At 42.1% G+C, this 23319-nt stretch carries 20 protein-coding genes; all 20 read right to left on the reverse strand.

Features of this window, described 5'->3' with window-relative positions:
• Window positions 1-13 precede the first annotated feature (13 nt).
• Window positions 14-2953 carry a penicillin-binding transpeptidase domain-containing protein gene (locus tag DWZ93_RS03160; RefSeq protein ID WP_243061079.1) on the reverse strand — a complete coding sequence of 980 codons (2940 nt, stop codon included), beginning with the start codon at window positions 2951-2953 and terminating at the stop codon, window positions 14-16.
• Window positions 2934-3452, reverse strand: coding sequence for a rod shape-determining protein MreD (gene mreD, locus DWZ93_RS03165; protein WP_118383881.1), 519 nt, complete (start codon window positions 3450-3452; stop codon window positions 2934-2936). Before mreD ends, DWZ93_RS03160 begins: the two co-directional genes overlap by 20 nt.
• 4 nt (window positions 3453-3456) lie before the next feature.
• Window positions 3457-4332 (reverse strand): rod shape-determining protein MreC, encoded by an 876-nt coding sequence (mreC, locus tag DWZ93_RS03170; protein ID WP_118383882.1) that lies wholly within the window; start codon window positions 4330-4332, stop codon window positions 3457-3459.
• 1 nt (window position 4333) lies between these two features.
• Complete coding sequence (locus tag DWZ93_RS03175) at window positions 4334-5356, reverse strand: rod shape-determining protein (RefSeq protein WP_118451930.1); 1023 nt, start codon at window positions 5354-5356, stop codon at window positions 4334-4336.
• A 2-nt stretch (window positions 5357-5358) separates the two neighbouring features.
• On the reverse strand, window positions 5359-6066 hold the full coding sequence (gene radC / locus DWZ93_RS03180; protein WP_118383884.1) for a RadC family protein: 708 nt from the start codon (window positions 6064-6066) through the stop codon (window positions 5359-5361).
• Between the two features lie 45 nt (window positions 6067-6111).
• Window positions 6112-6372 (reverse strand): DUF4321 domain-containing protein, encoded by a 261-nt coding sequence (locus DWZ93_RS03185; RefSeq protein WP_118383885.1) that lies wholly within the window; start codon window positions 6370-6372, stop codon window positions 6112-6114.
• A gap of 93 nt (window positions 6373-6465) precedes the next feature.
• A complete protein-coding gene (locus DWZ93_RS03190; protein ID WP_118451931.1) occupies window positions 6466-8088 on the reverse strand; it encodes an NAD(P)/FAD-dependent oxidoreductase in 1623 nt (540 codons plus the stop codon).
• Window positions 8089-8090: 2 nt separating this feature from the next.
• A complete protein-coding gene (locus DWZ93_RS03195; protein ID WP_118451932.1) occupies window positions 8091-9317 on the reverse strand; it encodes an NAD(P)/FAD-dependent oxidoreductase in 1227 nt (408 codons plus the stop codon).
• Window positions 9318-9347: 30 nt separating this feature from the next.
• Window positions 9348-10631: a methionine gamma-lyase family protein gene (locus DWZ93_RS03200; protein ID WP_118451933.1), complete on the reverse strand. Its 1284-nt coding sequence runs from the start codon at window positions 10629-10631 to the stop codon at window positions 9348-9350.
• 236 nt (window positions 10632-10867) lie between these two features.
• Window positions 10868-11827, reverse strand: coding sequence for a tRNA (adenosine(37)-N6)-dimethylallyltransferase MiaA (miaA, locus tag DWZ93_RS03205; RefSeq protein ID WP_118451934.1), 960 nt, complete (start codon window positions 11825-11827; stop codon window positions 10868-10870).
• Between the two features lie 18 nt (window positions 11828-11845).
• The gene (gene mutL, locus DWZ93_RS03210) at window positions 11846-13879 is read right to left on the reverse strand and encodes a DNA mismatch repair endonuclease MutL (protein WP_118451935.1); all 2034 of its coding nucleotides are present in this window, start codon (window positions 13877-13879) and stop codon (window positions 11846-11848) included.
• Window positions 13880-13882: 3 nt separating this feature from the next.
• On the reverse strand, window positions 13883-16510 hold the full coding sequence (gene mutS, locus DWZ93_RS03215) for a DNA mismatch repair protein MutS (protein ID WP_118383890.1): 2628 nt from the start codon (window positions 16508-16510) through the stop codon (window positions 13883-13885).
• 138 nt (window positions 16511-16648) lie between these two features.
• Window positions 16649-18199, reverse strand: a complete 1551-nt coding sequence (locus DWZ93_RS03220) for an L-glutamate gamma-semialdehyde dehydrogenase (RefSeq protein ID WP_118451936.1) — start codon at window positions 18197-18199, stop codon at window positions 16649-16651.
• 110 nt (window positions 18200-18309) lie between these two features.
• Complete coding sequence (locus tag DWZ93_RS03225; protein WP_118452073.1) at window positions 18310-18726, reverse strand: putative ABC transporter permease; 417 nt, start codon at window positions 18724-18726, stop codon at window positions 18310-18312.
• 131 nt (window positions 18727-18857) lie between these two features.
• The gene (miaB, locus tag DWZ93_RS03230; RefSeq protein WP_118451937.1) at window positions 18858-20300 is read right to left on the reverse strand and encodes a tRNA (N6-isopentenyl adenosine(37)-C2)-methylthiotransferase MiaB; all 1443 of its coding nucleotides are present in this window, start codon (window positions 20298-20300) and stop codon (window positions 18858-18860) included.
• Window positions 20266-20445, reverse strand: coding sequence for a DUF4250 domain-containing protein (locus DWZ93_RS03235; protein WP_118383894.1), 180 nt, complete (start codon window positions 20443-20445; stop codon window positions 20266-20268). Before DWZ93_RS03235 ends, miaB begins: the two co-directional genes overlap by 35 nt.
• A gap of 2 nt (window positions 20446-20447) precedes the next feature.
• Window positions 20448-20669, reverse strand: a complete 222-nt coding sequence (locus DWZ93_RS03240) for a DUF896 domain-containing protein (RefSeq protein ID WP_118383895.1) — start codon at window positions 20667-20669, stop codon at window positions 20448-20450.
• Between the two features lie 47 nt (window positions 20670-20716).
• The gene (locus DWZ93_RS03245) at window positions 20717-21082 is read right to left on the reverse strand and encodes a hypothetical protein (protein WP_118383896.1); all 366 of its coding nucleotides are present in this window, start codon (window positions 21080-21082) and stop codon (window positions 20717-20719) included.
• 81 nt (window positions 21083-21163) lie between these two features.
• Window positions 21164-22813, reverse strand: a complete 1650-nt coding sequence (locus tag DWZ93_RS03250) for a putative polysaccharide biosynthesis protein (protein ID WP_118451938.1) — start codon at window positions 22811-22813, stop codon at window positions 21164-21166.
• Between the two features lie 11 nt (window positions 22814-22824).
• The gene (gene ybeY / locus DWZ93_RS03255) at window positions 22825-23319 is read right to left on the reverse strand and encodes an rRNA maturation RNase YbeY (RefSeq protein ID WP_118383897.1); all 495 of its coding nucleotides are present in this window, start codon (window positions 23317-23319) and stop codon (window positions 22825-22827) included.

The following is a 23319-nucleotide window of genomic DNA, read 5'->3' on the forward strand; positions in this document are numbered from 1 at the left end:
TTAGCGAATCTGATTAATCACTGTGTGATGACACAGTTACTTCATTTGCAGTTCCGGTAATCAATTCATCCGGATCTGTAATTCCATAATAGTATTCCATAACACCATCGCCGACTTCAGCTGCAAAGGTCGAACTGTATCCGTTTGCAATACGGATTGCTAATGCCACAGGCGTTTTATCGCCAGTATTGCCGGATGTAAATCCCACAAATAATCCATGGTCCGGATGTGTGGTACTCTGCTGTGCAGTACCGGTTTTACCGGAAAGAGTAATATCACTGGATATGATCTTACCGAAAACGCCAGGATTGTTTGTGACAACCCCCTGCATTCCGGCATGTACCAGATCCCATGTATTCTTGGAGATTCCTTCAACAGTATTTTTTATCTTTGGTTCATTCTGCAGAATCACATCGCCGTCAATATCTTCTACCCGGTCAATGAGACTCAGATCGTATACCGTTCCTTCGTTGGCAACTGCCGTGATATAACGGGCAAGCTGGCTGGTTGTATAGTTATTTGTACCCTGTCCCATTGCAGAACGTACAGAGTCTTCATCTGAAATCTGTGGATCAGTCTCTGGAATCTCCAGACCTGATGTGCTGTCCAGACCAAACATAGTTGCATATTTCTTCAGTTTTTCTAATCCCTGCTCACTGGAATAGGTCTGTTTGATCACTTTGCCATCCTCATCATACTGCGGTTCAGCATTTGGATTGGCTAATCCCAGATTATAACCCAGATTACAGAAGAATACGTTACATGAATTAGTAAGTGCACCAACTACATCCAGCGTTCCATGTGCATTTGGATATACCCAGCATTTAACGTTAGGTTCTACATTATCATAGATACCATCACATGTCACATAGGTGTCGGCAGAAATAGCCCCCTCTGTGAGCCCTGTAATAGCTGCAAGCGGTTTGTAGGTGGAACCTGGTGCGGTCTTCTCCTGTGTAGCATTATTATAAAATGGACGTGACGAATCATTAATCAACTGGTTATAGTATTCGCTGTCCATAGAATTGGCCAGTCTGTTATTATCATATCCCGGATAAGATACACAGGCCAGTACCTTACCGTTATCCGGGTCGGTTACAACCATAGATCCGGTACATGGTTCCAGACCGAGTTGCCCGGGAGTAATATCCAGAGTCTGAAGCTTGCCACGGATAAAATCATAAGCACTTACAGAACCTGATGCCAGTGCTTCATACTGACTGCTGTCATATTCCAGTACACCCTGTTCATACAGGATCATGGCAATTTCCTGACCGGAAACAGTTCCGGCTTTGATCATGTAGCGATAAATAAGCTTATCAAAAGTCTTATCACTGGCAAGCCTGTCCTGAACATAATTAATGATTGCCTTGTAGATTTCTGATGCATCCGAATAAGCAGCAGCATTATCTACATACTTCTGTAATCCGGAAGTATCGATCCAATTCTGGGAAATTGCATAGTTCAGATACGTATAGACATTGATCTGCTCATCTTCTTTCCAGTTCTTATAAGTAGCATCACTTGTATCGATTGCATTCTGATCCAGTACACCATTCTGAGTAAGAATGTCATTGACAATATAAGACAGATAAGCCTGCTGTTCTCGTGGAAGATCTGTATAGAAAGCTGCATTAGCATCTTCCATAGTACTTTTAAGCTGATCTAATACCTGCTGCTTATAATCACTAAATGCTGATGCCACGCTTTGTTCTGCTTTTCCGGCATTTTTATCTGTGAAATGATCCATATCAATAATATCGTTAGCAATAAATTGATAATATATGTCACCACTGGCAACAATTACATCTGCAGCATCGGTACACTGGGAACGGTCATAATCCAGAACATCCGACATTTTGGCAAGCAGGATACCGGCAAGCTCCTGCTCCAGCATATCGTAAGCCGCTTTCTGCAAATCCGCATCAATGGTAAGATACAGGTCATTTCCTGCACTGGATTCCTTTACAGAGGTTGACTCGATCACCTTACCAACACTGTTAACGTATAGTTTCTTTTCTCCTTTTTCACCCTGCAGATACTGATCCATGATCTGTTCCAGGCCAGCTTTACCTACAGTATCCGTTAGAGAATATTTCTTCTGCTCCTTCTCACTGAGAGCGTCATATTCCTCCTGAGAAATCTGTCCGGTATAACCGATGATATTAGCAAAATATTTGCTGTCAGTATATCGTCTTAAAGAATCTTCTGCAATATCAACACCCGGAAGATCATCAATCGACTCCATGATAGCTGCAACTGTCTCGTCACTGACATCCTCTGCTACAGTAACAGGGATATATTTCTGGTAGCGGTTCAATCCGATCGCATAACGGATCGTTACCAATTTTAATACCTGTTCTTTATCCAGTTTTTTCTGGTTGATTCCGTATCCATAGGTCTTGTCTGTACAGAGATAATCAATAATATCTGCTGCTGATTGATTACGCTGTTCATCCGATAACTTATCAATCGTATCAAGTCCATAGACATCAGCAATAAAACGAAGCTTCAGCGTCTCATTATCCATGGTAAATGCATACTCATCATTATCGAGCATGATACTGAAGTCGTGAATTACCGAGTCACCGTTACTTTCTACGATTTTGATGATCTTCGTGATTTCTTTATTAAGTTCTTTGTTCTTGTCTGTGCTGTCACTGTAATTATCTTCAATGGTTACAGAATAAGCAAGTTCATTATAAGCAAGAAGCTTGCCATTCTTATCGTAGATATTACCGCGTGTTCCCTGCGTTACTCTCGTTTTTTGTATCTGCAGTTTATAATCATCCAGATATTGCTGCCCATTAACAATCTGCAGATTAAACAAACGCCCCACAAGAATTGACGACATGATACAGAATACAATGATAAGCACAAATACACGTGTTCTTAAAATTTCTTCTATGCCGGCTTTCAGCCGTTCCCAAATACTATACAAATCTGCTTGCACTCCTTTGTTCTTCCTTTTCGAGCTTGCGATTAATGTGAAGAATAATCTGATACAGTACGAGTGTTACCAGAATTGTGTATACAAGCTCAGGAAGCATGACATGTTCGAGAAACCAAATGAATTCAAATTCTCCCTTCAGCATGAACAGACATACATATACGACCATGGAATAAATCAGGTCACTGATGCCGATCATGGCAAGCGGAAGTTTGATGTCATCCTCATAAAACATTCTCTGAAAAGAACCATTCATATATCCGATCACGGTGTAGATCAGTGCATAAAAACCTATCAGACCTCCCCAGAAAATGTCTACCAGCAACCCACAGATGAATCCTACGCCCATTCCTTCTTTACGTCCCCGCATAAATCCTATAGATGCCGTAATAGCAATCAACAGGTTCGGGCGTATTCCAGAAAAGGTAAGCCTGCCAAAAATTGTAGACTGCAGAAGGAAAGCTGCTATTATGAAAATACATGTAATGATCTTTCTCTTCATAGTATTATTCCCCTTTGGAATCAGATGAGTTCTGTGTCAGATCCTCTTTTGTAGAAGTGATAACCAGAACTTCCTGAATATTAGAAAAATCCACTGCAGGAGTAATATATCCGGATCTGGTCAGGTTATTGGAATCCACCTCAATCTCACTGATATATCCTATAAAAAGTCCCTGCAGGTACTTGGAACTTATATGTGAAGTAACTACCTGTTCGCCCACTTCTATCTTATGATCGTTGTTTGGCAGCTTTTCAAATCGGATGCGACCATCACTCATAAGCTTCAGATCACCGCGTACCATACACAGATCCGAGGTAGAAAGTGTCATACCGCTGACATTACTTTCATCATCGATGATGGAACGAACCTGCGCATAGTCAGGTCCAACTTCTGTAACGATACCGGCAAGACCACTTCCGGCAAGTACATTCATATCAACTTTGATACCATCATTACTTCCTTTATCAATGGTAAATGTACTAAACCAGTTGGAACCGCTGCTTGCAATCACATGAGCACCTACTTTTTTGTAATCCGCATAATTCTGATCCAGTTTATACAGTTCCTGCAGACGTTCCAGCTCGTACTGTTCCTGACGAAGTCTGGTATTGTCAATGGTCATATCATCAAGCTTGGACTGAAGTTCTTCATTCTCCTTTTTCAGATCATCAAGAGTTTTAAAGTTATCTTTCATGTCGCCTGTCCAGCGTCCGATATATCCGATTCCTTTCTGCATAGGAATGATGGTATAATTGGCCACAAAACTAAGAGGACCTTTACCACCTGTGAGCTGCTCTGCACCCATCAATATCCCACAGACTACGATCAGAATCAGCAGTATATATTTACTTGGAATCCTGTTTTGATTCTTAATCTTCATATTATCTCATCCACCTATAATTATCTTCGATCATTGAATAAGCAAGTTTTTTCAGATCCTTTGAACCTATGATATTCTTAAGTCCTGTCACAGCACAGATATCAGGATCGATTGCTGTATGTGTTCGTATACCGGTCATTTCCTCCAGATATAATTCTAATCCCGGCAAATTAGCAACGCCGCCTGTCAGAAATATACCATTTCTGCGAATAGATTTACGAATCTCCGGAGGAGTACGGTCCATCAAAGCCATGATTGCCTGTACACACTGTTCCAAAGGTTCTTTTACTGCTGCGCGCACCAGATTAATAGAAATCTCACGTCGCTGCGGAATACCTGTGATCAGATCTCTTCCAGCAGCAGTCATAACTGCATTATCATCATCGCTGAATACACCAAAATTTCGGCGAAGCGTTTCCGCTGTCTGATGACCGATCAGAAAATCGTGGTTATATCGCACTAGCTGTGCAACAGCCTGATCCAGATCACTGCCGCCTACCTTGAGCAGCTGATTCAGCACGAGACCTCCACCTGCTATAATAGAAAGTTCTGTTGTAGCACCACCAAAATTCACAATAAAAAGACCTTTTGTATTCTCTACATCAAGATTCAGTCCGATTGCATCCGCAATACCTCTTTCTACTATATTAACTTCTCTTGCCCGGGCTGTCGAATGAACCACAAGATCAAAGAATGCTTTTTTTTCTACTTCTGTTACATCCGTTGGAACCGCAATAACATATGCAGAACCTCTGGCAAAATGCCGTTCTTTTTTCAAAAGATTCTGAAGAAGATACTGCATATCGTTGAATCTGGATATAACGCCATTCTCCATTGGAAACTGTACCTGAATATCCGGCGGTGTTTTTTCATACATCTCGTATGCCTGATCACCGACAGCAAATATCTCTCGATCCTCTTTGATGGCAATTACATTCTTCTCTTTCCAGATCGTATCTGATTTTTTATCATAAACTTTGATCTCATAAGACCCGAGATCAAGACCGTAAACATTTTTAGCCATTGTCACTGTCCTTTCACACGAAGCAGTTCCTGCTCTGAAAAACTGATATAACAGTTATCTCCCATAACAATGTGATCCAGTAATTCTATACCGATCAGTTCACCTGCCTGACGGATTCGCTCAGTCAGCAGCATATCTTCTCTGCTAGGTGTCGGATCACCACTGGGATGATTATGCAGTAATATAATGGAAACTGCATTCTTTTGTAAAGCTTCTATAAATAACTCTCTCGGCGTGATCAGTGCAGCGTTCACTGTACCTTTGGAAATATCTGTCTCGCCGATTAGTCGGGATTTCGAATTTAACATCAGGAGTTTCATAATCTCCTGCTTTTCATGTCTCATATCCTCCATATAATATCTGGCAATGGAAGATGGACACGTAAACTGCAGCATCTCACATGCCTCTGCCTTAGCAAGGCGTTTGGCAAGTTCTGAGATACAAAGAATCTGTATGGACTTGACTCTGCCGATTCCACGGATCTTTTTCAGACGTTCTTTGCTGAACCGGTGAATGCCAAGCAAACCATCCTCTCCGGCATAATACAGAATCCGCCTGGACAGATCCAGTGCATTTTCACCGTGACTGCCGGTACGCAGAAGCACAGCTAAAAGCTCTGTGTCAGTCAGATGCGATGCTCCAAACTGTTCACATTTCTCGTAGGGACGTTCAGATTCTGATAGTGATTTCATGGTATTTGTAAGACTCATTTCTTTTGTAGATCTCTAATGACTCTCCCCGGAAGACATCCCCCTTTACATGAAACGGTAAATGATGATTGCAAGAACAATACCGATAATGCTCGAAATCGTAATCTTTATCGTAAGACCAAAGGTGATTATCAGAATACCCAGATCAAGTATGATCGGCTTTTCAACTCCAAAGGTCTGTCCATAGGCAAGCCAGCCAACAGCTGATGAGCCTTCTGCCAGCATACCAATAAAGCCGCCAAGCACAAGTCCCGCCAGAATAAGCAAAAACAAAGCCCAGGAATTCTTACTTCCTGCTCCTCTCATATATACTCCTCCTCGTATCGTTTTCCTAAAAAACTCAATATATTTTAACACATTTCAAAAATAGTGTATAGACTAATCCATCTAAAAATTTTCTTAATCATGTTGCTGTCTGTCGAATGGCTGATATTTTTGAACGATCTTTTCAGCAACTTTAATGCCATCCATTGCAGCTGAAGTAATGCCTCCTGCATAGCCTGCACCCTCCCCGCAAGGATAAAGTCCGCGGATCTCGCTTTGCAGAGACTGGTCTCTCAATATACGTACCGGTGATGAAGTACGACTCTCTACACCCGATACAATGGCATCCTTTCTCGCATATCCCGGAATCTTACGATCAAACTTGTGAATAGTCTCTTCCAGATCATGACTGATAAATTCAGGGAAAATATTTCGTACATTTGCAAGTTCATACAGCCCACGCATCTGCGGTTTCACTTCACCAAAGGCAGTCGATGTTTCATTCTTACAGAAATCTGTAAACTGCTGTACCGGAATCTTTCCGCCAGCTGCTTCGTAGGCGCGGTGTTCCAGGTTTCTCTGAAATTCCACACCGGCAAGCACGTCTTCTCCCGGAAAATCTTCCGGACGCACTGTGATGATTACAGCACTGTTGGCATTTTCACCTGAACGGTCATGATAACTCATGCCATTGACTGCGAGCATCTCTTTTTCTGAAGATGCATTCACTACGTAACCACCTGGACACATGCAGAAAGTATAACCACTTCTTCCCGATTCTAACTGTGCGGTAAGTTTGTAATCAGCTGCCGGCAGATGATTTCCCCTTTTCTGACCGTACTGCGCCAGGTCGATCATTTCCTGCGGATGTTCCATACGAATGCCGACTGCAAAGGCCTTGGCTTCCATAGGAACCTGTTTGTCATTCAGTACCTGAAAAGTATCTCTGGCGCTGTGACCAATTGCGAGTACAATAGTTTCTGCATCCAGTCTGTATTCTTTTCTGTCACGGGTATCGGTTACCGTCAGTCCGGTAATTTTTCCGTTTTCAAATGTAAAATCGGTTACCTGACTGTAAAAATGTACGTTGCCTCCATTTGCCAGAATCTTTTTACGCATGTTTTTTACCACTTTCGCAAGTACATCGGTACCGATATGTGGTTTGTTCCTATACAAGATTTCTTTCGATGCACCATTTGCCACAAAGATTTCCAGTACTTTGTGGTTGCGTCCCATCGGATCTTTGACCAGCGTATTTAATTTTCCATCCGAAAATGTACCTGCACCGCCTTCTCCAAACTGTACGTTGGATCTGGTATCCAGTTCACCTGTTTCCCAGAAGTGTTCAACATCCTGACACCTGGTATCTACATCAGCACCTCGCTCCAGAAGTATCGGCCGGTAACCTAGTTCTGCAAGCATATATGTACAAAACATGCCCGCAGGACCACACCCGATCACGACCGGACGATGGATCAGTGGTTCTGTACCTTCCTGCGGATAGCTGTATTCTTTCCATTCAGCCTTGCAAATATCTTTATTCTTGTTTTTTTGAAGGATGGAAGCCTCTCCGGAGACTTCAACATCTACCGTATAAGTATAGAAGAGATCTGGTTTTTTCCTGGCATCCAGTGATTGTTTGCGGATAATATAGGAAACACACTGCCCGGGTTTCAGGTGCAGTGTGTGCTGAATTTTCTTCTTCAGATCTTCTTCTGTATGGTCAATCTTCAATTTTAATTGTCTGATTCGAATCATAATTACTCCTCTTCTGCTGCAGAGGTTCCTGCAAGCGTACCGGTGGCCCATGCAAAATGCAGATTATAACCACCACAGATTCCATCAATATCTAATAATTCACCTGTCAGATAAAGACCTTTTACAAGTTTCGATTCCATAGTGTGCGAATCAACTTCTGTAGTCCTTACCCCACCGGCACAGATCTGCGCCTTTTCAAATCCGTTTGTTTCCGTTACATTTACACGGAATCCTTTGCAAATTTTAATCATCTGATTCCATTTATCTTCTGGAACCTTTACCGCCCATAGCTTTTTATCAATGCCACAGAGATTAAGCAAAACAGGAATCAGTTTCGCCGGTAATATGGAATTAAAGCATTCTTCAGCCGTACGGTAGGCGTAATGTTCTTTCCGTCTGGTCATTTCTGCCGCAAAATCGTCATTACTCATAGAAGGCACCAGATCCAACAGAACTGCGACTTTCTTTTTTTGTAACAATGCTTTGGATGCATAACGACTGACCTGAAATACCGGAATGCCTGAAATGCCATAGTCTGTAAATTGTAATTCACCTGTATCCTGATCAATTAACCTTCCATCAATATATAATTGCACGGTGGCTCCAGTTCGGATTCCGGCCAGTTTCTTAAAATATTTTTCATCGGAACGAAGCGCCATGAGTGCGGGTACCACTGAAGAAATATTGTGTCCCAACATTTTTGCAAGTGTATATCCACTTCCGTCGCTTCCGGATATCTGAGACGCTTTGCTGCCGCAGGCAAGGATTACACGATCCGCAGTATATATTTTTTTATTTTCTTTGCAGTGTATCTGAAAATGCTGCTTTTTCTTTATCTGATCTACTGACACGCTATTAATTATTTTTACGCCTGCCTGTTTCGCTTCCAGTTCCAGTGCGTCCCGTACGGCAGATGCCTGATCATTAAGTGGATACACATAGTCACCGCGGCATTTTGTAATTATTCCAAGACTTTTAAACAAGGCGAGTGCATCGTCGATCTGAAACCTGGACAGTACAGGTCTGATAAAAGTCTGATCATCCCCTCGGTAACATTTTTCTGTAATTTGAAGATTAGTCAGATTGCATCTTCCGTTTCCGGTAGACAGTATTTTTTTGCCGGGACGGTCATTCTGTTCTAATACAGTAACTTCAGCCCCATTTCTCGCAGCAGTGATCGCGGCAGTCATACCCGATGCACCACCGCCGATTACAATAATTCTCTGCATAGAACCGTTCCTCCCTTTGCAGTACCAATATTACAAAGATACAATGCCATCTCTTACCAGATATTCCAGCGACATGAGGATACCAAGCTTAGCGTGTGGCCAGGTAAGTCCTCCCTGAAAATATACGGCATATGGCGGTTTGATCGGACCATCTGCTGAGAGTTCAATGGATGATCCCTGTACAAATGCGCCTGCCGCCATAATTACATCACTGTCATATCCGGGCATCGCCCAAGGTTCCGGTGTTACATGTGAATCAACCGGTGCAGCTGCCTGAATACCTTTGCAAAATGCAACGACACCTTCCGGTTTGCCAAATTCTACTGCCTGAATAATATCATGTCTGCTCTCAGAACCGTTCGGAATTACATGGTATCCAAGCTTCTCGTAAATATTGGCAGCGAAAATGGCTCCTTTTAATGCACTTGCAGTGACGGTCGGTGCCAGGAAGAAGCCCTGATAAAAGTCTTTCATGACGCCAAGAGAGGCACCAACTTCACGTCCGAGTCCCGGAGAAGTCAGGCGATAACCGCAGTTCTCGATCAGATCTTCACGACCGGCAATATATCCGCCGATCGGAGCCAGACCGCCTCCCGGATTCTTGATCAGAGAGCCAACTACCATATCTGCTCCTACATCACTTGGTTCAATCGTTTCTACGAACTCTCCATAACAGTTATCTACCATACAGATCACATCCGGTTTAATCTTTTTCACAAATGCGATCACTTCACCAATCTGTTCAACTGAAAAACTTGGTCTGGTCTGATAACCTTTTGAACGCTGAATGGTAACAATCTTTGTATTATCATGGATTGCTTTTGGGATATTTTCAAAATCAAAACTTCCGTCTTCCAAAAGATCAACCTGAGAATAGCTGACACCGTACTCTGCAAGAGAACCTTTTGATGGTCGGATACCGATTACTTCTTCCAGTGTATCGTATGGCTTGCCGGCCACGGATACCAATTCATCCCCCGGACGGAGATTGGCTGACAGAGCCAACGCCAGTGCATGCGTTCCGCAGGTGATCTGTGGACGAACCAGCGCACTTTCCGTATGGAAAACATCGGCATAAACTTTTTCCAGTTTATCACGTCCCAGATCATCATATCCATAACCGCTTGCATATTCAAAGCAGGCTGCGCTGACATGATTTTTCTGCATAGCGTGAACGACTTTTAACTGGTTGTATTCTGCAATCTCATCAATTGTATCAAATCTTTCTTTTAATGTTGCTTCTATTTCTTTACCGAGATTGACAACAGAGTTTCGAATTCCCATTTCCCGGTACATTTCCGTAATAACTGACATATATATCTTCTCCTTCGTTATATCTTCTATAATTTATGATGCCAGGGTCAAAAGGTCTAAATCCACATGAGCTCGCTCATAAGTGGATGAAAGACCTTGGGACCCGCCCCAATATGAGCCTAAAAGTGGGATGTTAATCCCACGATATGCGAATAATTGGGAGGATTGTGGGAGTGCATAGCACGGAACAATCCGCAGGCATCATAGTTGGGGGCTTTTGACCCCAACATCATAATTTATCCGCGTATTTTTCCAAATGCCGGATCATCAGCCAATTCTGCCATCATAGAATTCAGAATCTTTTTTTCATCATAACCATATTCATCCTTATTTACCCAGATCACATTCCGCTCTCGTTTGAACCATGTGATCTGTCTTTTGGCAAAATGTCTGGTGTCACGTTTGATCTCATAAACTGCTTCATCCAATGATATTTCACCATCCAGATAACTCAGGATTTCTTTATATCCCAATCCCTGCATAGACACCATTCCCCGATGATATCCCATTTCTTTTAAACGCTTAACCTCCTGAAGCAGCCCTTCTTCCATCATCTGGTCTACGCGCAGATCTATTCTCCGGTACAGATGATCCCGTTTGTCATTCAAAACGAAATATCGATAATCATATGGGGATTCTTTTTCCCGTTCTCTGGCATTGTGTACGGATATCTTTTCACCTGTCAAATGGTAATATTCCAGTGCGCGAATCACTCTCTTAACATTATTCGCATGAATACTGTCCGCAGATTCCGGATCAATGGCACGCAGTTTTTCGTGCAATGCGTTGACACCGTGTTCGTTAGCATAGCATTCCAATTCGCTGCGATAGGAAGCATCGCTGTCGCTTTCCGTAAAATCAATATCATACAAAAGTGCCTGAATGTAGAATCCGGTGCCGCCTACGACGATTGGAATATGATTGTTTGCATAGATCTTTTCCATGGCTTCTTTTGCCATTTCCTGAAACCGGACAACATGAAATTCTTCTTCGGGCATCAATACATCTACCAGATAATGAGGCACGCCATCCATTTCGTCTCTCCGGATCTTGGCAGATCCGATGTCCATATATTGATATACCTGCATTGAGTCGGCAGAAATGATCTCTCCGCCAATTGCTTTCGCAAGCTGGATAGACAAAGCCGTTTTCCCTACGGCCGTAGGTCCGGTCAATATAATAAGTGGTCTTTTCATAGGAATGCTCCTTTATTGTTATACAATACGCTTAAATTTCTTTTCAATCTCCCGCTTTGACATGGAGATAATGGTCGGGCGCCCATGAGGACAATGATACGGATTATCTAATGCAAGCAACTCGCCGATCAATGCGTCAGCTTCTGCGTAAGAAAGCTTCATATTCCCTTTAACGGCAGCCTTACATGACATGGATGCTATCTTTTCATCTATAACATCCGGCGTCAGACCAGTATAAATCTCATCTGACAGACTGTCAATCATTTCCATCAGAAGATCCTTCTTAGCTATGCTGAAAAGATTGTCCGGCACTGCGCACACTGCATAGGAATCCGGACCAAAGTTTTCAAATTCAAACCCAATTCGAGTGAACTGGTCCATATATTTTTCCAAAAGCTGTGCTTCACTCATAGACAGATTTAACACAATTGGCGGACTGATATTCTGGGAAGTATAATCACGGCTTTTCATTCCTTGAAGTGTCTTTTCATATAATACACGCTCATGCGCTGCATGTTGATCAATGATATACAGACTGTTTTGGAATTCAATCAGCCAGTATGTTTCAAAAAGCTGACCTATAATCCGATGTTCTTTTACAGATTGCTTATCCAAAAGTTTCTCTTCAAACAGGTTTAACTGTTTTGGCTTTTCAGGCACGGTATCCTGCGCTGGCGTACTGCGATAAGGCACAGTTTCTTCTTTTATAACATTCGACTTTGTGATTTCATGTACAGGAACAATTTTTTTAGCTTCTTCCTCCTGATGGCGGGACATTACCCGTTCGCGCATCTGTTTCATGAAATAATCCAAGTCTCTTTTACCTGTTTTGTCTGTATCATTACAGAGTGCACTCTGTTTTGTTTGACTTTTATTTTCAAAAATACCGACCGCGCTCTGTTTTTCTTGGAGTGTGCTCTGTTTTTTTGTTTTTACGTTATCAATATTACAGAGTGGACTCTGTTTTTCTTCTGTTTTTTTATTCTTTTCCTTTGATGCTGTGCTTGAGAAGCTGATCTCTGCCGATTGTGGCGGTTCAGGCACTTCCACATGAGGTATCAACTCTTCGTGGTGCAGACTTCTGCCGATTGCTTCACAGAGAAAATTATAAACTTCCTGCTGATTGCCAAAGCGTACTTCCATTTTAGTTGGATGTACATTCACATCCAACAGATCTCCTTTGACTTCTAGATGCAGAACAGTAAATGGATACTTATGCTGCATCGTAAAATCCTTATAGGCATCTTCGATTGCTTTTGAGATCATCTGGCTTTTTACATACCTGCCATTAATATAATAATTTTCAAAGTTACGATTACCTCTGGATACAATTGGCTCTCCGATATAGCCGGTCAGTTTCAGATGTTCATTTTCAGCTTTCACTTCCAGAAGATGAGATGCAATATCTCTTCCATAGATATGGTAGATTACATCTTTAAGATTACCATTTCCGGAAGTATGAATCTTTGACTGTCCGTTATTAATAAACTGAAAAGATATCTCTGGATGCGAAAGGGCAAGTCTGGTTACCAGATCAGCAACATGACTTGCTTCTGTCATCGGCGTTTTTAAGAATTTACGTCGTGCCGGAGTATTATAAAAGAGTTGGCGGACTAGAAATGTAGTGCCATCAGGTGCACCCGTTTCTTCTATAGATATTTCTTTTCCACCCTCAATTCGGTAAGTAATTCCAAAGTCATTCTCTCTGGTTTTGGTGATCAGTTCTACTCTGGACACAGCAGCGATACTTGACAGTGCTTCGCCACGGAATCCTAATGTGTGAATATCCATCAGATCGTCTACGGAACGGATTTTGCTGGTAGAATGACGCAAGAATGCATTCGATACATCTTCTTTTGCAATACCACATCCATTATCTGTAATGCGTATAAATGAGATTCCACCCTCTTTTATTTCTATTACGATTGCACCGGCACCGGCATCGATAGCATTTTCTGCCAGCTCTTTTACAATAGAGGCTGGTCGTTCAATGACTTCGCCGGCCGCGATCTTATCAATTGTAATCTGGTCTAATACCTGTATTTTACTCATGCTTTACCACCTGTTTTTGAGTTTGTTCTGTAACTGATAAAGTGTATTCATAGCATCAATCGGTGTCAGATTGCTGATATCCAGTTCCTTCAGCTCTTTCAGCACATCATCATCTTTTACAGTGTCAAATAATGACATCTGCGCCAGATCCACTTCATCCAGACGCTTTGTCTTCTGTTTCGTCTCCTGACCAGCCACTGCAATATCTTTGATTCTGGAAGTAATATCTGCGTGGGACAACTCTTCTACAATCTCCTTTGCCCGGTTTGTTACGGATTCCGGCACTCCTGCAAGCTTGGCCACCTGAATACCATAACTCTTATCTGCACCACCTTTTACGATTTTGCGAAGGAATACGATATCGTCTCCTTTCTCTTTTACGGCAATGCAGTAATTATTTACATTATCAATCTTGCCTTCCAGCTCAGTCAGTTCATGGTAATGGGTTGCAAACAGCGTCTTTGCGCCAAGTAATTTGGTGTTGCTTACATGTTCTACCACAGCCCATGCAATAGATAGTCCGTCAAATGTACTGGTACCGCGGCCAATCTCGTCCAGGATCAGCAGACTCTTGCGTGTTGCATTTCTTAGAATATTGGCAACTTCTGTCATTTCCACCATGAAGGTGCTCTGACCGCTCGCCAGGTCATCGGACGCTCCGACTCTGGTAAAGATACGGTCTACAATAGAAATATTCGCACTGGAAGCCGGTACAAATGAACCGATCTGCGCCATCAACACAATTAGCGCTGTCTGCCGCATATAGGTCGATTTACCTGCCATATTCGGACCCGTGATGATCGATACACGATTCTTTCGGTCATCCAGACACGTATCATTGCATATGAACATGTCATTCGGAATCATTTTCTCCACTACAGGATGTCTGCCGTCCTTAATATCAATCGTACCACGTTCATTGATCTTCGGACACACATAGTTATTACGCTCTGCCACAAGAGCCAGAGATGTGAGAACATCAATCTGTGCAACGACAGCAGCCGTCTTCTGGATCCTTACAATCTCTTTTGCAATGCTGTCACGTACCTGACAATATAATTCATATTCAAGCGCATAGAGTTTGTCTTCCGCTCCCAGGATCGTGTCTTCCAGTTCTTTTAATTCCGGTGTAATATAACGTTCTGCATTGGCAAGTGTCTGTTTACGTGTATAGTAATCCGGTACCAGCTCCTTGTAGGAATTAGTCACTTCCAGATAGTATCCAAATACTTTGTTGTATCGAACACGGAGATTCTTAATTCCTGTCTTTTCACGTTCATCTGCCTCAAGCTGTGCCAGCCAGTCCTTACCTTCTGTTTTGGCATTGCGCAGAGTATCAACGTCCGAATTAAATCCTTCTCGGATAATGCCTCCTTCTTTCATAGCGAGAGGCGGTTCATCACAGATTGCATCTCCAACCAGTTTACAGAGTTCTTCCAGTGTATCCAGTTCTTCACAGAGTCTGGCAAGCAGCGGACTCTTCATATCTTCTAACAGATATTTGATCGGTGGAAGCATATCCATGGAATTCTTCAATGCCGTCAGATCTCTTGGATTGGCCGACTGATACGAGATTCGTCCGACCAGACGCTCCAGGTCATAGATTGGAGAAAGGTATTCCCGCAATTCCTCTCTGGATATTGCATTATTCTTCAGTTCTTTCACTGCTTCTAACCGCTCCTCGATCATGGTACGGTCGATTAACGGCTGTTCGATATATTTGCGCAGAAGTCTGGCACCCATAGCCGTCTTGGTCTTATCCAACACCCACAGCAATGAACCGCGCTTCTGTTTTTCGCGCAATGTTTCACAGAGTTCCAGATTTCTTCTGGTCGAATTATCCAGGATCATATATTTGCCTACGGCGTAGCGTGTCAGTCTGCTGATATGGTTCAGGGATGTCTTCTGCGTCTCATAAAGATATTCCAGAAGTGCACCTGCGCCGATCATTCCGCAATTATAATCGTCCAGACCAATCGCTTCCAGAGAGCTTACGTGAAAATGTTCCTTCAACGTGCGTGCACACAGTGCATCGTCAAAATATGCTGCATCCAATGCTGAAATAGCAATTCCAAGACGATCTTTCAGATCATTCAGGCTTGCACCGCTCATATAGAATGCTTCATTACAGATGATCTCTGCCGGAGAGAACTTGTAGATCTCATCAAAAAGCTTTTCACTGTTCTCCACTTCCGATACCAGATATTCTCCGGTTGTCACATCTGCTACAGAAAGCCCATATCGATCCTCGATATATACGATGCACATGATATAATTATTCTTACTCTCATCCAGATTCTGGGTGCTCAAAATAGTTCCCGGTGTCACCACCCGGACAACCTCTCGCTTTACCAGTCCCTTGGCTGTGGCAGGATCTTCTACCTGCTCACAGATTGCCACTTTATGGCCTCTGGAAACCAGCCGGTTCAGATATCCATCTACTGCATGGTATGGGACACCGCACATCGGTGCACGTTCTTCCAGACCACAGCTTTTACCGGTTAATGTGATCTCCAGTTCCTTTGATGCGGTAATCGCATCATCAAAAAACATCTCATAGAAATCACCCAGACGGTAAAACAAAATACAATCCGGATACTCCTTTTTGGTCTCCATATATTTCTGCATCATTGGTGTTAATTGTGCCACATCTATTCTCCTCTTTCACTTATCTTTTGACATACATAGTCTAGTATAGCATCTTTTGTAGATTCATAAAAGAAAAAAGAGACTATTTTTCAATAGCCTCTTTCGCGATAATTCTCACTATTAATCTGTCAGATCTTCTGTAATAGACTTCAGATTCAAGAAGTTTGTAAGGTAATCACTTGTTCCTGTCTTGGCATCTGTACCGGACATATTGAATCCGCCAAATGGATGCTGAAGTACAACTGCTGCAGTAGATTTACGGTTAAAGTACAGATTACCAACGTTAAACTGAACTTTAGCTTTCATGATATTCTCTCTTGTCTCACTGTATACAGAACCTGTCAGACCATATTCTGTCTGATTAGCAATATCAAGTGCCTCATCAAAAGAATCTACTTTGATCACTGCAAGTACAGGTCCAAAGATTTCTTCATTTGCAATTCTTGCATCTCTCTTGATATCTCGGATGACTGTCGGATCCACAAAGTAACCCTTCTCATCACTGTATGTACCACCATATACGATAGTTCCTTCTTTACGTCCCACTTCGATGTAAGAAGTAATGTTGTTGTATGCATTCTGGTTGATAACCGGTCCGATGGCTGCATTATCACGTCCTGCACCCTGATCAGCTTTTAACTTCTTAGCTTCTTCTACAACTGCGTCTACCAGTTCATCATATACGTCGCTCATAACGATAGCTCTTGAGCATGCAGAGCATTTCTGTCCCTGGAATGTAAATGCAGAACTTGCAATTCCCTGAGCTGCTTTCTTAATGTTAGCACTGGAATCTACGATAATTGCATTCTTTCCACCCATCTCTGCAACGACACGTTTGATCCATTTCTGACCCTTAGAAATCTTAGCGGCATGCTCATTAATACGGCATCCGATCTCTTTAGATCCTGTGAAGTTAATGAATCTTGTAAGTGGATGCTCCACAATGAAATCTCCGATATCTGATCCTGATCCTGGAATATAGTTTACAACACCTGCCGGGATTCCTGCTTTCTCGCACAGCTCCACGAATTTGTAGGCAACGATCGGTGAATCTGATGATGGCTTACATACAATGCTGTTACCCGTTACGACTGCCGCTGCAACCATACCACCGATCAGTGATAACGGGAAGTTCCACGGTGGAACAGCCACGCCTACACCGATTGGAATATAGATACATTTGGTATATTCATCTGTAGGCACAAGCTCCAGTCCTTTTTCCAGATTGTTCATATGCATCACGTATGAATTGATGAAATCCAGAAGCTCACACAGCTCTCCATCTGCTTCGCCCCAGTTCTTTCCACTTTCTTCTACATTCCATGCATCGATATAATAACGATTCTCTTCTACTAATCTGGCAAGCTTTCTAAGTGCACGTGCACGCTCTTCTAACGGAGTAACACTCCATTTCTTAAATGCTTCATTCGCTCCCTGAATAGCCTTTTCAGCAAGCTCCTGGCTGCAAGAACATGCATATCCGAGCACTTCCTTTGTAGCAGGTGAAAGAGAGGTAATCTTTTTCTCTGTCTCGATTCTCTCTCCGTTAATAATCAGTGGAAATACAGATCCTTTTTCCTTTTCAACAAGCTGAAAAGCTTCTTCCATTTTTACTTTGTTCTCATCAATAGTAAAATCAAGCTCTGCAGCATTCTTAAATCCTTTTAACATTTTGTATACCTCCAGCTATCGTTCGTTTTCTATATATTAGCAGTTGGATTTTTGCAAGTCAATACATTTTTGTATAATTGTATACAAAAATTCAATTTGTGTTCATTAAATTATAGAATATGATACGACGGTTTAACTTCTTTGTAAAGATAAAATGCAAGATAGCCACTGAGAAAAATTCCAAGTACACTTAGGCCTGAAAAAATAATCATAAAAGGTACACAGATCTGTCCAAATACCTGTAACGGCATCTGGCTGTAATCCCAGACACTGTAATGCAGCCACTTATTTACGATGATTCCTGTAATGAATTCCCCTGCCGTTACAAATACGGTACAGCGAAGCGTCTGTTTCCAGACAGGTTCCTGCCATCCCATGCTCTCTCCCTGAATATAAAAAAACACAAAACAGATACCACCAAGCACATACATAGACCAGTGGGAGAATCCACGGAACAGTATTTCAAATGTATAATACAGAGCACCGCCAAGTGCCCAGAAAAATAAATATTTACTGATTTTCCGCATCATAAAAACGCCCTCACTATGTTTCTTACCACATAGTGTGAGCGTTTTAAGTTCAAAATATTTATAATTACAGGTGGCAGATTCCACCATTTGCAGCATCTACAAGCTGCTTTAAATAGTATAAATTTAATTTAAGCTTGTGTACCAAGGTAATAGAATCCCTTACATTCATCCAGATGCACTTCTACAATCTTACCGATCAAATCAGCTTCTCCTGGGAAATGAACCAGCAGATTATTACTCATTCTTCCGGTAACCAGTGTGTCGTCGTGATCATTCACAGATTCTACCAGAACAGATACCGTCTTACCTTCGTGTACGGAGCATACTTCTGCTGAGATCTTCTGTACTTCCGCAAGGAGTCGATCAAAACGTTCGTGAACCACATCATCCGGAACCTGATTCTCCATAACAGCAGCCGGTGTTCCGGTACGTTTGGAATAAATGAACGTAAATGCACTGTCGTATCGTACCTTTTTCACAATATCCATGGTATCCTCAAAATCTTCTTCTGTCTCTCCCGGGAATCCTACAATAATGTCCGTAGTAAGGGAGATATCCGGAATCGCAGTTTTAATCCGTTCTACCAGGTCAAGATACTGCTCCTTTGTATAACGACGGTTCATTTTCTTCAGAATCTCTGTGCTTCCGGACTGCACCGGTAAATGAAGATGCTTACAGATCTTCTTGGAATTCTTCATAACTTCGATCAGTTCATCAGATAGATCCTTAGGATGAGAAGTCATGAAACGAATGCGCTCCAGTCCTTCAATTTTTTCAATTTCCTGCAGAAGTTCGGCAAATGACATTGGCTCGTCCAGATTCTTGCCATAGGAATTGACATTCTGACCAAGCAGCATGATTTCCACTACACCATCTGCCACAAGACGTTCGATCTCACGCACAATTGCTTTCGGATCACGGCTCCGCTCTCGCCCTCTTACGTACGGCACAATACAGTAGCTACAGAAATTATTGCAGCCAAACATAATATTAACACCGGATTTGAAATGGAACTTTCGTTCACTTGGCAGATCTTCTACAATCTTATCGGTATCTTTCCAGATATCAATGACCATACGGTCTGACTCGAAACGAGTGGTAATTAACTCTGCAAATTTATAGATATTATGAGTTCCAAAAATCAGATCCACAAACCGATAACTCTTTTTTAACTTCTCTACAACTTCCGGTTCCTGCATCATACAGCCGCAGAGACCGATCATCATATGTGGACGTTTTTTCTTGACACGGTTTAACTGTCCCAGACGCCCATAGACTCTCATATTTGCATTTTCGCGGACAGTACAGGTATTGTAGATTACAAAATCCGCATTCTCTTCTTTTTCCTCTTCCGCATATCCGATCTTACGAAGGATACCTACCAGTTTTTCTGAATCTCTGGCATTCATCTGACACCCAAAGGTTACCACACAGAACGTCGGCTGATGACCGATCTGTGCTTCCAGGTTCTTTACGTATTTTTTCGCTTTTTCTATGTAATAGTACTGACGCTCCGGTTCTGTTACCGGAATCTGCTCAGACAAACTGATGTCTGGTTTCATCGTATTCATAATCTATTCCTTTCAGTGTTTCGATTAATTCTTCCTTATTGACTCCAAGATCCTCACAGAAAGCATCCAGTGAGTCGTAAAAATCCCGAAGCTTAGTGTTTACAACACTTAACAGCAGCATCGGATCTTTGGGCAGATTGTTCATCCTTAATTTCCTTTCTTATGTCCGTGTTTTTTACCAAGATCGGTAATACTTCCATCCTTTTCCTGGATCGAAATATTATCCAACTGCGAGCTAAGGTTGCGTTTTATCGCATCGATATATTCTTTTCGAAGAATCTGCTGTTCCATCTTCTCAACTTCTGACAGACCTTCTGCTTTTGACTTACGGTATAACTCATTGATTCGATCAATTCTAGATTTATCCATTGTAACAATCCTTTCCAGATTAACTGTTTTAAGTTATCTTATTTTATCTAACTACTGTAATTTTCCAGAAAGCCATATAATTCCTGCAGACTTTCCACGTATTTACCATTCTTAATTTCATTTTGAAGTGTAACCGGAAGTTCAGTCACTTCAATACTTGTATATTCATATACTGTTTTTTTATCCTGCAGACAGACAATCACAAACCCTTCCCTCTGCATTAAGTAATAGCCAGCATTTTTCTCAGCGCTGCCCTCCGTCGTCTGAACAGGATTCTGCTTCAGCTCAGATTCTATCTCCTCTTTTTGACGGTCTACCGCAGCATAATAACTTAACTGATATGCTCCGGCAAGCAGAACAATGATGACCAGTGATACAGTCAGAAACCAGATACTATACTTTTTACTATTCATAGGAAATCTCCTTTTTTAGTATAGTATCGGTTATCCACTCTGTATTTATACAATCACCTTTCGATTATCTGATGCAATATCCTATCGAAGCAAATGAAGCTTTTTGAAAAGACCAACAATCTTTGTACCCATCGGTAATGTCTTAATTTCCGCTTCTGTAACACCCTTCAATAAAATCAATGCCACAAAGTATACCGCAATTGCCACAAGTACCGCAATCACAGTCGCAATATGAGGTCCTGCAAATAACTCAAACACCAGATGAACACCAAGTGCCACAATACTCATAATAATTGCCGATATACCAGGGATAATAAATGTCTTACGGTATTCCTGTACATAGCCGCTGCATTTCCTGAGATCTCTGTCATTCAAAACACAGATCGCAGCTGCAAAAATAATCTTACTTGCGACAATAGAATAAATATTCCAATGAAATGCTACCAGCATAATGTACAGTGCAACCAGATGGATTACCAGCGAAATTGCTGCATTCTTAACAGGCTGTGACATATGATCCATACCCTGAAGTGCTGCATTGGTCACAGTAGACAGGCAGAAAAATACAACCGAAATTCCACCAATCTTAAGCAGCATTGCCGGAATTGTATTATCCTGCGTAAAATACAACAGATCCAGGATCGGTTTGCCAAGTGTAATAAATGCTGCTGCGCATGGAATCGCAATGATCATATTAAATCGGCTGACCAGATCAATCTTATTATGTATTTCTTTACGGCTTCCTGTCTGAATCGTAGCCACAAGACTTGGCATAAAGGATGCCGCCAATGCACTTGCAACACTCAGCGGAATATTGGTGATCGTATCATACTGTCCGCTGAACATACCAAGAAGTTCAGTGTATTCTTTTTTCGGCATTCCCTGCGCTGCCATAGCATTTGTAAATACCGCCTGATCTAACAGGTTACTGATATTGTATACGGTAGCGCTTAAAATAACCGGTGCAATCGTAAAAAGCAGTACTTTCGCAATATGTTTACCACTCTCGGTACGATGTTCTGTATCATGTTTCATTTGCTTTTTGAAGCCTTTTCTAAAGACACAGAATAAAAGAATCAAAAATACCAGGGCAGCCAGTGCACCGGCAACCGTTCCCAATGTTGCACCTGCTGCTGCGTAAGCTGCTCCATAAGATTTCTTGTCTGCTCCTGATACGGAATTCTGTCCAACCTTTAATAACATGTATGCGCCAACAATACTTACGATCGCATTGATGATCTGCTCTACAGTCTGTGATACCGCCGTAGGGATCATGGTTCCGAAGCCCTGGAAGAACCCACGAAATACACCAAGAAATGCAACAACCAGAATACATGGTGCCAGTACACGGAGTGCATAGACGGACAGATCCATCTTCATAATATCTGTCGCAATGAATCCTGCTCCAAAGAATACGATTGCAGTAACAATACCACCGGCTATGATCGCAAATGTCATTGCCCCATGGAAAACGCGGTATGCATTGCGGTACTGTCCGGTAGCCACTCTTGCAGATACCAATTTGGATACGGCAGTCGGCAGACTGTAAGAAGTTAACATCAGTGCCAGATTGTATACTTGAAATACCATTCCGTAGTATCCATTTCCTTCGGCTCCCATAATATTAGTCACCGGAATACGATAAGCAAGTCCGATAATTTTTGTAATTAATGCAGTGGCAGCGAGGATAGCGCCCTGCATCAGAAAGCTGTTTTCTTTTTTCTTTGACATAATCTTTTCCTCTAACGAACGATATTCAGTGCATTTAGAATCTCATTCTGCATACGTTCCATCGTCTTACGTTCTTCCTCTTCCATATGGTCATAACCGAATAAGTGTAACATAGAATGAGCAATTAGGAAAGCATATTCTCGTTTTATTTCATGTCCGTACTCTTCTGCCTGAGCGATTACTCTGTCTTTAGAGATCACAATATCCCCAAGCAGCAGTTCTCCGGTCTCCGGATGGAAACAGTCATACTGATCTTCCAGAAAATCAAATTGTCCTGCTTCTTCGTATTCAACCATCGGAAAAGAAAGTACATCTGTCGGACGATCAATACCTCTGTGTTCTTTGTTCATCTGATGAATCTCTTCATCCGTAGTCAACAACAGATTCACCTCTGCCTCATAAGGACATTCCGCATAATCAAGTGCTGCTTCAATCACTTCTTTTGCAAGGCCCTCACAGTCGACCGGAAGCTTTACCTCGCCTTCTTCTTCATAATTTAATGTCAT

The organism is Dorea sp. AF36-15AT (genome assembly GCF_003477705.1).
In the GTDB taxonomy this organism is placed as follows: Bacteria; Bacillota; Clostridia; order Lachnospirales; family Lachnospiraceae; genus Claveliimonas; species Claveliimonas ammoniilytica.